The organism is Klebsiella oxytoca, from assembly GCF_009707385.1.
Classification (GTDB): Bacteria; Pseudomonadota; Gammaproteobacteria; order Enterobacterales; family Enterobacteriaceae; genus Klebsiella; species Klebsiella oxytoca_C.
Genome location: NZ_CP046115.1, coordinates 425,132 through 441,649 on the forward strand (window position 1 = coordinate 425,132; position 16,518 = coordinate 441,649).

A 16,518-nucleotide genomic window follows, 5' to 3' on the forward strand; every position below is an offset into this window, starting at 1 on the left:
ATCTAACTAAAAAAGAGGCCCTACAGGGAGAAGCAGGGAGCGAAGCGTACTCTTGTTCGGGCTCGTTGACCACTCGCGTGAAAACTCTGGCGCAGCGGGTCATTGAAAAATATAGTTACCAATCATTGTGTCGTACGGCAAAGATTCGCAGGCAAAGGATGATATTTTGTTCGTAGAGACATACCTGCCGTTCACCTATTTCAAGGACTACCCACATGCCCGGCCATAAGAATTTACTCACACTCGCTTTTATTAGCTCCGTCCTGTTTCCGGTGATGGCGGCCGCCGCTGATGCTCCGACTTTCACTCCGGAACAGGAAGCCCGCATTGGCAAAATAGCTGCGGATTATTTAGTTGCACATCCGGAAGTGCTGCTGCAGGCCAGCCAGAAGCTGCAGCAGATTCAGGCACAACAGCAGGCCAGCGCGGCGACTCAGGCGGTGCTGAAGAACGCTGCTGCGTTGACTCAGGATAAAAATACGCCTACCTATGGCCCGAAGGATGGCAAGGTGACGGTGATAGAATTCTTTGATTATCAATGCGTTTATTGCAGCCGACTGGCGCCGGTAATGGAGCAGGTCATCAAAGAGAACCCGCAAACCCGTTTTGCTTTCAAAGAGTGGCCTATTTTTGGCAGCCGCTGGGAAGGCTCGCTTGAGGCGGCGAAAACCGGCCTGCAGGTTTATCAACAGAAGGGTGCAGAGGCTTATCTGACCTACCATAACGGTATCTACTCCACCGGGCATAACGAAGGTAAGCTGACGGTGGCCGACATCCAGCAGCAGGCGAAGAAGGTGGGATTCGACGCGAAGAAAGCGGCGGACGTACAATCGGCGCTGGAAAGCACTAATCAGCTGGCGCAGGAAATTGGCCTGAGCGGTACGCCTGGGGTTATCGTCATGCCGACTACCGGCGCGACGGAAGCGACGATTACCGTCTTCCCGGGACTGGCCGATAAAGCCTCGCTCGATGCAGCGATCAAGAAAGCGGGCGGCTGATAATCAAAAGCGTCCGCCGGGGCGGGCGCTTATTAGCGACGGCAGCAGCGCTGCAGCATCGACATAATCACCTGAAATAGCTCGTCTTTAGCCTGCGGTTCCGTGATGATGCCGTTCACGACCGCGGCAGATAGCCCGTAGGCGGAACCTAGCATGGCAAGAATTGCCGCTTCGCTGAGATTTTCACTTTCGCAAAGCGGCGAAAAATATTGCCGGCATTTCACGGTAAATGTAGCGACACACTGCTGCTTGATTTTCTCCAGCTCAGGCGTCCCGGCCAGGGCGGCGATGACGCTGGGCATCTCGCGGCCCTGAAGCAGCACGCACTCAATGTAGGCGTTAGCAATCGCCAGGGCCAGCTTCTCTGCATTGGGTTCGGTGTTACGCAGTATCTCGTCCATCCGCGCCGTCTGGCGTTGGTCGTATTCGGTGTAAAGCGTGGCGAAAAGTCCCGAACGGCTATCAAAGTGATCGTAAACTACCGGTTTAGTCACACCAGCTTGCGTAGCCAGATAGCCCAGCGTCAGGGCATCGGTCCCTTCTTCCCGGATAATATGCCAGGCGACATCTATCAGCTGTTTACGCCGCTCTTCTCGCGTTAAACGCTGCCTTACGAGTGGTTCAGACACAGAAGCATTCTCCCGTTGACATGCTTATATACCAAAGGTAACTTACTAATGGTAGGTTACTGTTGGTATATAAGACTACGTCCAATATCGTTATATGGCAAATGGGGTATCCGTCATGCATGCATTAATCGTGGTTTCACATCCTTTGAAGACTTCTCTGACCCACAGCGTTGCAGCGGCAGTTGCGCAAGGGATTACCGAATCCGGAACGCAGAATACCGCTGAAATAGCGGATTTGACTCAGGAAGGCTTTAACCCGGTTTTTGCTGAGCCGGATATCGCCGCGTTTCTGCAAACCGGCGTCACGCCGCCAGATGTGATTGCTGAGCAGGCCAGAATTGATAATGCCGATGCGCTGGTGCTGGTCTTTCCCGTTTACTGGTGGTCAATGCCCGGGCTGCTAAAGGGTTGGATCGACCGCGTATTTTCTAACGGCTGGGCCTATGAGGAGACCGCCGACGGCAAGGTGGTGAAGAAGCTGGGACGTCTGCGAGTACATCTGGTGGCATTGGGCGCAGCGGGTCAAAAAACATATGATAAGCATGGATTTATCGCCGCTTTTCAAACGCAAATCGCCCACGGAATTTTTGATTACTGCGGGGCGACCGTAGCCAGTTCGCAGCTGCTGCTGTTGCCGGAGCTGGAAACGGCCGAGGCGTATCTGGAGGCGGCTCGTCAGTCAGGCAAGACGATATTTGGTTAAGAGCAAACAACCGGTTTATTGAACCGAACCATTTTCCTTACTTTACGCAACGTTTTGCGGGTGGCATTACCCCGCTACGGGCGCGGAAACACCATTCTGCCCGGAATCTGGCGCAACAATCTTGTGATCGCTAATGAACAAGTCACCAGTAGAAAGCTGACTTTTCCGGGCCGCCCTGGCCACCAGATGGCCGTCGGCATCCCGCCGACGGCCTGCTATCTCAATTCCCGCTCTTTGGCTGAAGAACTGAATCAGGAAGCGATATGCAATGGCGCTGGTAACGTGTTCATGCCGGAAACAGCGATGCTACGATTTTCAAAAACTATTTTGGCAATACCGATGGTTGAAATTGTATTCAATTTGTAAAGATTCAAGGGAATATTCTGTATGAAAAGTGGGATTGTCTGAAAATTAATCTGTCACAGCCTGATGAGGTACTCATTAATAAGCCCATTTTACTGAGCAGAAAACTTGCTTTAAATATTGTTGATTTTTTTTGAGATTTGATAATTAATTTTTCTCAGCGAATGTGCTTATTACGCTTTTTTTTACAGGGTTTTTCACATGCCTTCATGGCAATAGTATGTATTATATGTTTTTTTTATTTTAAAAATATTCACAGGCGATACACCCTTGAGGACTGATTTAGCTATCTTAGTGAAGAAAATATTCCTATTAAACTCATGAAAATTCTTAAAATGATTTAAATAGTATATACCGATCGATATATCTATTTTGATAGCTAGTGGCTATTGTTTCTTTTTGTTCGATCGTTTTAAACGATTTACGGATAAGTTTGCCTGATGGTTTAATTGATTTGCGTAATGGATTTAGGCTTATTATAACCCGTGATTAACTCCCCGGGGGAAAGGACGATTTGTTTATATGAATTATCATTTTATTTCTGATGACAGTTTTATCCTGCCTGGGGTTATTCATATTTTGGCAAGTATGAATATCAGCGCTTTTGTATATAGCGTCGGTGATAGGCAGGTAAAATCTAACAAGGTGTTTTTCCCGCAACCTGGCGACGTGGTCTGTATTATTGTTGATAATGCACATTTGCGTAGTCGCCTGCTCCGTAATCCGGTGCTGGCTCGGTGTCGCCTGATTGTAATGTCAGATATTCCACTTACACCTTGCCGGCAGACGCATTTTCCCTGGCTGCTGCCTAAAAACCTTAGCATGAAGGCGTTTACAGAAATAATTCAGAAAGCACAGCGAACCGGTGTTTTTCGTAAAAAAGTATCCGGCAGCACGCTGGCTGTGTTTGAGGAACTGTGTAGTGGAAAGTCTGCTGCCAGCATCTCTGGCGATTCCCGGACCTCCATGAAAACCGTTTATCGGATAAAACGCAATATCTTTCACGAATATGGTCTGCTGAATTGTAACTCTGTCGGAATATTAATTTGTCGAGATATTCTTGCGTTGAAAATGCCTGTCTAGGTATGAATTTCTGGTGGTTTCATATTGTCAGCAAGCAAGTTTAGAACACCAAAGAAAACGCTCAACTTGCTGACTGGTATTGCAGGATATACCGTTAAAAAACGAGTGATACAATAGCTTACACCGGAGGCGTGTAATTTACTTATAGTATTTCTTTAATATCGTTATTTTTATGTGTGCAATCACTCTTAATACATAGTGAATGGAGAGCAATACATCTGTATTGATTTTTAAGTTAAAGATAAGTCAGAAAGGAAGTAAGAACAGAGAGCATGCCAACCGTGTTGGTGTGGCTCTGACCTGTCTCGGAAAGAAAACAATCATCTTAACATAAGGGTATTTTCTCCAGTTCAAGGCGAAATGAATTATGTCCATATTAAACTGTATTCGCTCGGCTAAGAAAATGCTGAGTATTCTGCTTCTATTTTTATTCAGCAACACTGTTTTCGCGTCTGTGGAAAATGGTTCGCTGAATTCATCGCATTCTCTTTCTTCTGTCGAAAAAACACCGATGGCGACCTTCCAGCAGGCGGTTAATGACGACCTGGCAGGTCGCCATCGTGAAGCCCGGCAGAAATATGATGCCCTGAATAACGGCATGCTGGCGGGGATGATCCTTTTACCTTCGGCAGTTAACCTGGCGGCGCTGGAGCGCTACGACGAGGCCCGCCAGGCATTCAATTTATTGCGACAAAACGGTAACGGGCGCGAGCGGGATTATAGCTTGCTCTGGGATTTATGGTTAACCGCCAGGACATGGCAAGGAGGGTCAACAGCACTGCAAAAAACACTGACTGATAAAGCCGCTAATTATAAGTGGTTTTCGGCATATGAGTCGGCCATTGCTGATATTTACAGCGGGAAAGGTGATGAAAAGTCCGTGTTTCAGCTAATCGATAGTATTGCTTTCAGCCAGGCAGAGGAAAAGGCGGATGCCGTCACTCAGGCGGTATTTTTTGTCGGCGGCTATTACCAGTACGTAATAAACCAGCCGCAGAAAGCGCAGAAATTATATCGCGACTATGAATTGCATCTGAATAAAAGCTCTCTGGAGCGAAATCTGGTTCTGAAAGAGCAGGCATCTCTGCGCATATCTCAATAAAAAATTAAAGGAATAAACCAGTCTTTTATTTTAAAAGACCAGGGGGAAACAATGAATACAGTATATCGTTTAGTCTGGAACGCGAGCCTGGGATTGTGGGTCGCGGTCAGCGAGCTGGCGAAGGCCAGGGGGAAAGGCAAATCCGGATTAAGAAAGGCGCGCAGGGCGCTGCCCGTGATGCTGCTGAGCGTCACCCTGGTGGGGATCCCGGGGACGGCGGATGCATGGAGGGTGACGACTGTCACTAACCCAGGAACAGCATCGAATGATGGTGGTGTAATTTCGAATACTGCAATTGGTAATGGTGCGGCTGCCACCAATGCACCCAACGGAGCCGGACAAGCTACAGCCCTTGGCGACAACACTAAAGCTATTGGTGGTGGGACTGCAGTTGGTTCACTGGCTAATGCCGCGCAAAACTCTGTTGCTATTGGACTTAAAGCTACAGCTGCAGGAGATAACTCAGTTGCCGTTGGTAATGGTGCAAAATCGAATGCCTCGGGTGCTACTGCTGTCGGTCTTGGGGCGCGTTCCGATGGTGTTAGTGCAACTGCTCTTGGCCACAACGCTGCTACCAATGCTCAGTCTGCTACCGCTCTTGGTGCGGCAGCAACGGCTAACAATGCTGGTGATGTTGCTCTGGGGAGTAACTCAGTCACTGCTGCAACTGTCGCAACAACCAGCACTACGATTAATGGCATTAATTACAATTTTGCCGGCACTGCACCGACCAGAACCGTGAGCGTGGGAGCGGTTGGTGACGAACGTACGGTGACAAACGTTGCCGCCGGGCGCGTTACGGCTTCCAGTACCGATGCGATTAACGGCTCGCAGCTGTATGCCACCAATCAGAGTATCGATACTCTTGCCGCTACGCCGCTGACCTTTACGGGAAACACAGGTTCCGTCGGCAGGAAGCTGGGCGAGACGCTAACCATCAAGGGCGGTAAAACCACCGCTGGCACCTATTCGGCGGCCAACCTGAACACCGTCGTGGACAGTTCCGGCAATGTGACCCTGCAGATGGCGGAGAATCCGGTCTTCACCTCGGCAATTATCGGCGGCACCACCACCATTAACAGCTCCGGGCTGACGATTACCGGCGGGCCCAGCGTCACCACCACCGGCGTGAACGCCGGCAGCAAGAAAGTGACGAATGTCGCGGCGGGTACGCTGAGCAGCACCAGCACCGACGGGGTCAACGGCAGTCAGCTGTACGCCACCAACCAGAACGTGTCGACCAACACCACCAATATCAATACGCTGAAGAACACCCCGCTGACCTTCGCCGGTAATACCGGCACGGTGACCAAAAAGCTCGGCGAGACGCTGACGGTCAAAGGCGGCAAAACCACGGCGGGGACCTACTCGGACGCGAACCTGAATACGGTGGTGGACGCGAACGGTAACCTGATGGTGCAGATGGCGGAGAACCCGGTTTTCACCTCGGCGATTATCGGCGGCACCACCACCATTAACAGTTCCGGACTGACCATTACCGGCGGGCCGAGCGTGACCACGACGGGAGTTAACGCCGGCAGCAAGAAAGTCACCAACGTGGCGGCGGGCACGCTGAGCAGCACCAGCACCGACGGAGTCAACGGCAGTCAGCTGTACGCCACCAACCAGAACGTGGCGACCAACACCACCAACATCACAAACCTGGCTAACACCCCGCTGACCTTTGCAGGTAATAGCGGGTCGGTGACCAAAAAGCTCGGCGAGACGCTGACGGTCAAAGGCGGCAAAACCACGGCGGGGACCTACTCGGACGCGAACCTGAATACGGTGGTGGACGCGAACGGTAACCTGATGGTGCAGATGGCGGAGAACCCGGTCTTCACCTCGGCGATTATCGGCGGCACCACCACCATTAACAGTTCCGGACTGACCATTACCGGCGGGCCGAGCGTGACCACGACGGGAGTTAACGCCGGCAGCAAGAAAGTCACCAACGTGGCGGCGGGCACGCTGAGCAGCACCAGCACCGACGGAGTCAACGGCAGCCAGCTGTACGCCACCAACCAGAACGTGGCGATCAACACCACCAACATCACGAACCTGGCCAACACCCCGCTGACCTTTGCCGGTAATAGCGGGTCGGTGACCAAAAAGCTCGGCGAGACGCTGACGGTCAAAGGCGGCAAAACCACGACAGGAACCTACTCGGACGCGAACCTGAACACGGTGGTGGACGCGAACGGTAACCTGATGGTGCAGATGGCGGAGAACCCGGTCTTCACCTCGGCGATTATCGGCGGCACCACCACCATTAACAGTTCCGGACTGACCATTACCGGCGGGCCGAGTGTGACCACCACCGGCGTGAACGCCGGCAGCAAGAAGGTGACGAATGTCGCGGCGGGCACGCTGAGCAGCACCAGCACCGACGGAGTCAACGGCAGTCAGCTGTACGCCACCAACCAGAACGTGGCGACCAACACCACCAACATCACGAACCTGGCCAACACCCCGCTGACCTTTGCCGGTAATAGCGGGTCGGTGACCAAAAAGCTGGGCGAGACGCTGACGGTCAAAGGCGGCAAAACCACGACGGGGAGCTACTCGGATGCGAACCTGAACACGGTGGTGGATACGAACGGTAATCTGGTCGTACAGATGGCGGAGAATCCGGTTTTCACCTCGGCGATTATCGGTGGCACCACCACCATTAACAGTTCCGGACTGACCATTACCGGCGGACCGAGTGTGACCACTACCGGCGTGAACGCGGGCAGCAAAAAAGTTACCAGCGTGGCGGCGGGCACGCTGAGCAGCACCAGTACTGATGCGGTGAACGGCAGCCAGCTGTACGCGACCAACAGCAATATCAATAATATCTACAATACCGGCATCAAGTACTTCCATGCCAACTCCACCGGAGAAGATTCTCAGGCCACCGGTCTGGACTCCGTCGCTATTGGCATGGGGGCCGCGGCAGGCTTTGATAACGATGTCGCGCTGGGTGCCGGTTCAGTCACGGCAGAAACCGTGGCGACCGAAGGCGTGACCCTCGACGGCACTGATTATGCTTTTGCCGGGGTGGCGCCGACCAGCACCGTCAGCATTGGTAACGAAGGTGCTGAGCGTACTCTGACCAACGTGGCAGCGGGCCGCCTGTCGGAAACCAGTACCGATGCCGTCAATGGCTCGCAGCTTCACGCGACCAATACCGCGCTTAACACCCTGGGTGACAGAGCGGTACAGTACGATCTCCATGAAGACGGTTCGGTGAACTACGGCAATATCACCCTGGGAGGGGAGACCTACAACCAGTACACCAATGAAGGGGGAACCACCATCACCAACGTGGCGGATGGCAGTGCCCCGAGTGATGCGGTGAACTTCTCACAGCTGACCGAAACCAATAACACTATTCAAAACCTCTACACCTCCGGAACGAAGTACTTCCATGCGAATTCCTCCGGTGCGGACTCCGCAGCAGTGGGCGCAGACTCGGTGGCTATTGGCATGGGGGCGGTTGCGGCACACGATAACTCGGTTGCGCTGGGCGCCGGGTCCGTGACCAGCGGTGCCGTAGGAAGCGCCGGTGTGACCCTGGCCGGAACCGACTATGCTTTTGCGGGCTCTAATCCGGGCAGCACGGTCAGCGTGGGGGATTCCGGCGCTGAGCGCACGATTACTCATGTGGCCGCCGGTCGCCTGTCAGAAACCAGCACCGATGCGGTCAACGGCTCGCAGCTGTATGCCACCAACACGGCGGTGAATAACATCTTTAATGAGATGGACGGTCTGAAGGACGATGCGCTGCAGTGGGATCCGTCGCTGAACGCCTATTCAGCGAGCCACGGTGATACGGCAGAGAACAAGATCACCCGGGTAGCCGCAGGGGATCTGAATGAGGTCAGTACCGACGCGGTAAACGGCTCGCAGCTGTACGCCACTAACCAGCAGGTGGAAGGTAACACCACCAGTATCAATAGCCTGGGTGATTCGGTGGAGAATATCTACAACACCGGCACCAGATACTTCCACGCCAACTCCACCGGCACCGACTCGTCGGCGCTGGGGCTGGATGCGGTGGCCATCGGGATGGGCGCCATTGCGGCTCATAATAATGATGTGGCACTGGGAGCGGGGTCTGTAACCGGCGCAACGGTAGCGACGACCGGCGTGAACCTCGGGGGAACCCGCTACGCGTTCGCCGGGGTAACCCCGGCCAGCACGGTGAGCGTGGGGGATGTGGGTAGTGAACGTACCGTGACTAACGTGGCGGCGGGTCGTCTGTCAGCAACCAGCACCGACGCGGTGAACGGCAGCCAGCTGTACGCGACCAACACGGCGGTGGAGAACATCTCTGGTGACGTATCGGGCCTGCAGCAGGACGCGCTGCAGTGGGATCCGTCGCTGAACGCCTATTCGGCCAGTCACGGTGACACAACGGTGAACAGGATCACCAACGTGGCGGCGGGCGATCTGAGCGACAAGAGCACCGACGCGGTGAACGGCTCGCAGCTGTATGCCACCAACCAGCAGGTGGAAGGTAACACCACCAATATTGCGCAGAACACGCAGAACATCAGCGATCTGGGCGATACGGTGGAGAATATCTACAACACCGGCACCAAATATTTCCACGCTAACTCCACCGGCACCGATTCGTCGGCGCTGGGGCTGGACTCGGTGGCGATTGGTATGGGGGCCATTGCCGGTAACCAGAACGATGTGGCGCTGGGGGCGAACGCGAAAACGGCGGCCACGGTGGGGACGGCAGGCGTCACCCTGCGCGGCACCGACTACGCGTTTGCCGGGGCGAACCCGACCAGCACGGTGAGCGTGGGAGATGCGGGCAGCGAACGCACCCTGACCAACGTGGCGGCGGGCCGTCTGTCGGCGACCAGCACCGACGCGGTGAACGGCAGCCAGCTGTACGCCACGAACACGGCGGTGGAGAACATCTCCGGTGAGGTGTCGGGTCTGCAGCAGGACGCGCTGCTGTGGGATCCGTCGCAGAACGCCTACTCGGCCAGTCACGGTGACACCACGGTGAACAGGATCACCAACGTGGCGGCGGGGGAGCTGTCGACAGACAGCACCGACGCGGTGAACGGCTCTCAGCTGTACGCGACCAACCAGCAGGTGGAAGGTAACACCACCAATATTGCGCAGAACACGCAGAACATCAGCGATCTGGGCGATACGGTGGAGAATATCTACAACACCGGCACCAAATATTTCCACGCTAACTCCACTGGCACCGATTCGTCGGCGCTGGGGCTGGACTCGGTGGCGATTGGTATGGGGGCGATTGCTGCTAACCGGAACGATGTGGCGCTGGGCGCAGGCTCGGTGAGCGGAGTGACGGTAGGGACAGCAGGGGTTACCCTGGGCGGTACCGACTACGTGTTTGCCGGGGCGACCCCGACCAGCACGTTGAGCGTGGGAGATATGGGCAGCGAACGCACCGTGACCAACGTGGCGGCGGGCCGTCTGTCGGCAACCAGCACCGACGCGGTAAATGGATCACAGCTGTACGCCACCAACACCACGGTGAATAACATTTCCAACGAGATGAACGGGCTGAAGGACGATGCCCTGCAGTGGGATCCGTCGCTGAACGCCTACTCGGCGAGTCACGGTGACACCACGGTGAACAGGATCACCAACGTGGCGGCGGGCGATCTGAGTGAGACCAGCACCGATGCGGTGAACGGTTCGCAGCTGTATGCCACCAATCAGCAGGTGGAAGGTAACACCATCAGTATCAATAACCTGGGCGACTCGGTGGAGAATATCTATAACACCGGCACCAAATACTTCCACGCCAACTCCACCGGCACCGACTCGTCGGCGCTGGGGCTGGATGCGGTGGCCATCGGGATGGGCGCCATTGCGGCTCATAATAATGATGTGGCACTGGGAGCGGGGTCTGTAACCGGCGCAACGGTAGCGACGACCGGCGTGAACCTCGGGGGAACCCGCTACGCGTTCGCCGGGGTAACCCCGGCCAGCACGGTGAGCGTGGGAGATGCGGGCAGCGAACGCACTGTGACCAACGTGGCAGCAGGCCGTCTGTCAGAAACCAGCACCGACGCGGTGAACGGCTCCCAGCTCTATGCCACTAACACTGCAGTGAACAATATCTTTAACGAGATGGGCGGGCTGAAGGACGATGCCCTGCAGTGGGATCCGTCGCTGAACGCCTACTCGGCCAGTCACGGTGACACAACGGTGAACAGGATCACCAACGTGGCGGCGGGCGATCTGAGTGAGCAGAGCACCGATGCGGTGAATGGTTCGCAGCTGTATGCCACCAACCAGCAGGTGGAAGGTAACACCACCAATATTGCGCAGAACACGCAGAACATCAGCGATCTGGGCGATACGGTGGAGAATATCTACGCCACCGGCACCAAATATTTCCACGCCAACTCCACCGGCACCGACTCGTCGGCGCTGGGCCTGGACTCTGTCGCTATCGGGATGGGGGCGATTGCCGGTAACCAGAACGATGTGGCGCTGGGGGCGAACGCGAAAACGGCGGCTACGGTGGGGACGGCAGGTGTCACCCTGCGCGGTACTGACTATGCGTTTGCCGGGGCGACCCCGACCAGTACGGTCAGCGTGGGGGATGCGGGCAGTGAACGCACCATCACTAATGTCGCGGCAGGTCGTCTGTCGGCGACCAGCACCGACGCGGTGAACGGTTCTCAGCTGTACGCCACCAACACGGCGCTGGAAGGCCTGAACAACAGCGTTGGCGGGCTGCAGAACGATGCCCTGCTGTGGGATGCCGGTAAAGGGGCCTTCTCCGCCAGCCACGGCGACACGACGGTGAATAACATCACCAACGTGGCGGCGGGCGAGCTGAGTGAGACCAGCACCGACGCGGTGAACGGTTCGCAGCTGTATGCGACCAATCAGCAGGTCGAGGGTAACACCACCAGTATCAATAATCTGGGTGACTCGGTGGAGAATATCTACGCCACCGGGACGAAGTACTTCCACGCCAACTCCACCGGTACCGACTCGTCGGCGCTGGGTCTGGACTCCGTGGCGATTGGGATGGGGGCCATTGCTGCTAACCGGAACGATGTGGCGCTGGGCGCGAACGCGAAAACGGCGGCCACGGTGGGGACGGCAGGCGTCACCCTGCGCGGCACCGACTATGCGTTTGCCGGGGCGAATCCGACCAGTACGGTCAGCGTGGGGGATGTGGGCAGCGAACGCACCATCACTAATGTCGCGGCAGGTCGTCTGTCGGCGACCAGCACCGACGCGGTGAACGGCTCGCAGCTGTACGCCACCAATACGGCGGTGGAGAACATCTCCGGTGAGGTGTCGGGTCTGCAGCAGGATGCACTGCAGTGGGATCCGTCGCAGAACGCCTACTCGGCCAGCCACGGCGACACGACGGTGAATAACATCACCAACGTGGCGGCGGGCGAGCTGAGCGACAAGAGCACCGACGCGGTGAATGGTTCGCAGCTGTATGCGACCAACCAGCAGGTGGAGACCAACACCACGAATATCGCGCAGAACACGCAGAACATCAGCAATCTGGGCGATTCGGTGGAGAACATCTACACCACCGGGACGAAGTACTTCCACGCCAACTCCACCGGCACCGACTCGTCGGCGCTGGGTCTGGATGCGGTGGCTATCGGGATGGGGGCCATTGCTGCTAACCGGAACGATGTGGCGCTGGGCGCGAACGCGAAAACGGCGGCCACGGTAGGGACGGCAGGCGTCACCCTGCGCGGCACCGACTACACCTTTGCCGGGGCGAATCCGACCAGCACGGTCAGCGTGGGGGATGCGGGCAGCGAACGCACCGTGACCAACGTGGCGGCAGGCCGTCTGTCGGCGACCAGCACCGACGCGGTGAACGGCTCCCAGCTGTACGCCACCAATACGGCGATGGAGAATATCTCCGGTGACGTGTCGGGCCTGCAGCAGGACGCGCTGCAGTGGGATCCAGAACTGAACGCCTACTCGGCGAGCCACGGTAACACAACGGTGAACAGGATCACCAACGTGGCGGCGGGCGATCTGAGTGAGCTGAGTACCGACGCGGTCAACGGCTCGCAGCTGTATGCCACTAACCAGCAGGTGGAGGCGAACACCACGAATATCGCGCAGAACACGCAGAACATCAGCAATCTGGGCGATACGGTGGAGAACATCTACAACACCGGCACCAAATATTTCCATGCCAACTCCACCGGCACCGACTCGTCGGCGCTGGGGCTGGATTCGGTGGCGATTGGTATGGGCGCGATTGCCACGCGTAGTAACGATGTGGCGCTGGGATCGGGTTCAGTGACGGAAGCTGCGGTGGGTACGGCAGGTGTCAGTATCAACGGTACTGACTATGCGTTTGCCGGTGCGAACCCGACCAGTACGGTCAGCGTGGGGGATGCGGGCAGCGAACGCACCATCACTAACGTGGCGGCGGGCCGTCTGTCCGGGACCAGCACCGATGCGGTGAACGGCTCCCAGCTGTACGCGACCAACACGGCGGTGGAGAACCTGAACGTCAGCGTCGGCGGCCTGCAGAACGATGCCCTGCTGTGGAATGCGGATAAAGGAGCCTACTCGGCGAGCCACGGCGACACGACGGTGAATAACATCACCAACGTGGCGGCGGGCGAGCTGTCGACAGACAGCACTGACGCGGTGAACGGCTCACAGCTGTACGCCACCAATCAGAACGTGGAGGCAAACACCACCAGTATCAACAACCTGGGCGATACGGTGGAGAACATCTACACCACCGGCACCAGGTACTTCCACGCCAACTCAACGGGTACAGATTCGCAGGCGCTGGGGCTGGATTCAGTGGCGATCGGTATGGGTGCGGTGGCGAATAATGCCGGTGATATCGCGCTCGGGGCGGGCTCTCTGACGGAAGCGGCAGTGGGTACCGCCGGGGTCACCCTGCGCGGTACCGACTATGCGTTTGCCGGAGCTAACCCGACCAGCACGCTGAGCGTGGGCAGTGAAGGGGCCGAACGCACTATCACTAACGTGGCGGCAGGTCGTCTGTCTGAGACCAGCACCGATGCGGTGAACGGTTCGCAGCTGTATGCCACCAATACGGCGCTGGATGACCTGCATACCAGCGTTGGCGGGCTGCAGAACGATGCTCTGCTGTGGGATGAGTACGTCGGCTCCTTCTCCGCGAGCCACGGTGACACGATGGTGAACAAAATCACCAACGTGGCGGCAGGTGACCTGTCAAAAGACAGCACTGATGCGGTGAACGGTTCGCAGCTGTACGCCACCAACCAGCAGGTGGAAGGTAACACTACCAATATCGCGCAGAACACGCAGAACATCAGCGATCTGGGCGACACGGTGCACAACATTTACACCACCGGGACGAAGTACTTCCACGCTAACTCAACGGGTGCAGACTCGCAGGCGCTGGGGCTGGATTCGGTCGCTATCGGGATGGGGGCCATCGCCAACAACGCCGGAGATATCGCGCTGGGTACGGGCTCTCTGACGGAGGCGGTAGTGGGGACGGCAGGGGTGACGCTGCGCGGCACCGACTATGCGTTTGCCGGGGCGAACCCGACCAGCACGCTGAGCGTGGGCAGTGAAGGGGCTGAACGCACTATCACCAACGTGGCGGCAGGTCGTTTGTCAGAGGCCAGTACTGATGCGGTGAACGGTTCGCAGCTGTATGCCACCAATACGGCGCTGGATGACCTGCATACCAGCGTCGGCGGGCTGCAGAACGATGCGCTGCTGTGGGATGAGTACGTCGGCTCCTTCTCCGCGAGCCACGGTGACTCGATGGTGAACAGGATCACTAACGTGGCGGCGGGCGAGCTGAGTGAGCAGAGTACTGACGCGGTGAACGGTTCACAGCTGTACGCCACCAACCAGCAGGTGGAGACCAACACCACCAATATCGCGCAGAACACGCAGAACATCAGCGATCTGGGCGACACGGTGCACAACATTTACACCACCGGGACGAAGTACTTCCACGCTAACTCAACGGGGGCAGACTCGCAGGCGCTGGGGCTGGATTCGGTCGCTATCGGGATGGGGGCTATCGCCAACAACGCCGGAGATATCGCGCTGGGTACGGGCTCTCTGACTGAGGCGGCAGTGGGCACGGCGGGGGTCAGTATTAACGGTACCGACTACGCGTTTGCCGGGGCGACGCCGACCAGCACGCTGAGCGTGGGCAGTGAAGGGGCCGAACGCACCATCACCAACGTCGCCGCAGGCCGTCTGTCCGCGACCAGTACTGATGCGGTGAACGGCTCTCAACTGTATGCCACCAACACGGCGGTGGAGAACCTGAACACCAGCGTTGGCGGATTGCAGAACGATGCTCTGCTGTGGGATGAGAATCTGGGCGCGTTCTCGGCAAGCCATGGCTCCACCACGGTGAACAAAATCACCAACGTGGCAGCGGGTGAGCTGAGTGCCAGGAGCACCGATGCGGTGAACGGCAGCCAGCTGTATGCCACTAACCAGAAGGTCGAGAACCTTGATTACCGGGTCACCAATATTGAGGAGTCTTACAACAATACGGTTATGCCGACCATGCGTTACCTGAAGGTGAACTCGACCGGACCGGACGCGGTCGCCAGCGGAAAAGACGCTGTCGCGCTGGGTCAGGATACGGTGGCCAGCGGCGATAACAGCATTGCGACCGGTAATGGCGCGCAGGCTTCCGGGAATGGCGCTATCGCCACCGGTAACAATGCCAGCGCTTCGGGCACCGGCAGCGTGGCCATCGGCGATAACGCCTCGGTGACCGCCAGCAACTCGGTGGCGCTGGGTAGCGGCTCGGTTGCTGACCGCGATAACACGGTGTCCGTCGGCTCCGCCGGTAACGAACGTCAGGTGACTAACGTGGCGGCAGGTACCGAAGATACCGATGCGGTGAACGTGGCGCAGCTGAAAGATGCCACCGGCAGTATCACCAACAACGTGAGCAATATCAGTAACGGTAAGGACGGGATGTTCCAGGTGAATAACACCAGTAACTACGCCAAACCTGCCGTGAGCGGTAGCGATTCACTGGCGGGTGGTGCCGGTTCGTCAGCCAGCGGCAGCAACAGCATGGCGGTGGGGACGAAGGCGTCGGCGGCGGGAGCAAACTCTGTCGCGCTGGGTAACGGTTCGTCGGCGATGGCCAAAAACTCGGTGGCGCTGGGGGCTGACTCCGTGGCGAATCGTGAGAATACCGTCTCGATGGGGTCGGCTGGTAAAGAGCGCCAGATAACCAACGTGGCAGCGGGGACCGAGAACACCGATGCGGTGAACGTCAGCCAGCTGAAGCAGGGAGTGTCTGAATCGGTGAACTACACCAACAAGCAGTTTAACCAGCTGAAAAACATGGTTAACGACCAGAAGGACAAGCTGAGCGCCGGTATTGCGGGGGCGATGGCGATGTCCAGCCTGCCGCAGCCGTATGCTCCGGGCGCCAGCATGGTTGGTCTGGGCGGGGGTACCTATCAGGGCCAGTCGGCGGTTGCGCTTGGTGTGTCGACCATCTCTGACAACGGTAAGTGGGTCACGAAGATATCCGGTACCACGAACAGTCAGGGCGACTTCGGTGCGTCAATCGGTGTGGGTTATCAGTGGTAACAGGCAGCAGGAGGCCCCGCCGGTAGCGGCGGGGCACTGTCCCGGTCTTTAAAGGAAGAA

At 57.1% G+C, this 16,518-nt stretch carries 6 protein-coding genes and 1 pseudogene; 6 read left to right on the top strand and 1 reads right to left on the bottom strand.

Features of this window, described 5'->3' with window-relative positions; genetic code table 11:
• The first annotated feature begins 215 nt into the window (after positions 1 to 215).
• Positions 216 to 998: a DsbA family protein gene (locus tag GJ746_RS02005; protein ID WP_154678707.1), complete on the top strand. Its 783-nt coding sequence runs from the start codon at positions 216 to 218 to the stop codon at positions 996 to 998.
• A gap of 32 nt (positions 999 to 1,030) precedes the next feature.
• On the opposite strand, the gene GJ746_RS02010 is transcribed toward GJ746_RS02005, so the two are convergent.
• Positions 1,031 to 1,627, bottom strand: a complete 597-nt coding sequence (locus GJ746_RS02010) for a TetR/AcrR family transcriptional regulator (protein WP_154678708.1) — start codon at positions 1,625 to 1,627, stop codon at positions 1,031 to 1,033.
• Positions 1,628 to 1,742: 115 nt separating this feature from the next.
• Between GJ746_RS02010 and GJ746_RS02015 the strand changes: the two genes are divergently transcribed.
• The 5 genes and pseudogenes from GJ746_RS02015 to GJ746_RS02035 all read left to right on the top strand — a co-directional run.
• A complete protein-coding gene (locus tag GJ746_RS02015) occupies positions 1,743 to 2,330 on the top strand; it encodes an NAD(P)H-dependent oxidoreductase (RefSeq protein WP_154678709.1) in 588 nt (195 codons plus the stop codon).
• Between the two features lie 18 nt (positions 2,331 to 2,348).
• Entirely contained in the window at positions 2,349 to 2,696 is a 348-nt protein-coding gene (locus GJ746_RS02020; protein ID WP_154678710.1) for a hypothetical protein, read from the top strand.
• 519 nt (positions 2,697 to 3,215) lie between these two features.
• Positions 3,216 to 3,776 (top strand): hypothetical protein, encoded by a 561-nt coding sequence (locus tag GJ746_RS02025; protein ID WP_154678711.1) that lies wholly within the window; start codon positions 3,216 to 3,218, stop codon positions 3,774 to 3,776.
• A gap of 367 nt (positions 3,777 to 4,143) precedes the next feature.
• On the top strand, positions 4,144 to 4,878 hold the full coding sequence (locus GJ746_RS02030) for a hypothetical protein (RefSeq protein WP_154678712.1): 735 nt from the start codon (positions 4,144 to 4,146) through the stop codon (positions 4,876 to 4,878).
• A 63-nt stretch (positions 4,879 to 4,941) separates the two neighbouring features.
• Positions 4,942 to 16,458: pseudogene (locus GJ746_RS02035) on the top strand (YadA-like family protein); the annotation flags it as partial.
• Positions 16,459 to 16,518 lie beyond the last annotated feature (60 nt).

Excerpts from the sequence above, each read along its gene's own strand:
- GJ746_RS02005 (WP_154678707.1), top strand. The coding sequence starts at position 216 with ATGCCCGGCCATAAGAATTTACTCACACTCGCTTTTATTAGCTCCGTC.
- GJ746_RS02025 (WP_154678711.1), top strand. The coding sequence starts at position 3,216 with ATGAATTATCATTTTATTTCTGATGACAGTTTTATCCTGCCTGGGGTT.
- GJ746_RS02015 (WP_154678709.1), top strand. The coding sequence starts at position 1,743 with ATGCATGCATTAATCGTGGTTTCACATCCTTTGAAGACTTCTCTGACC.
- GJ746_RS02030 (WP_154678712.1), top strand. The coding sequence starts at position 4,144 with ATGTCCATATTAAACTGTATTCGCTCGGCTAAGAAAATGCTGAGTATT.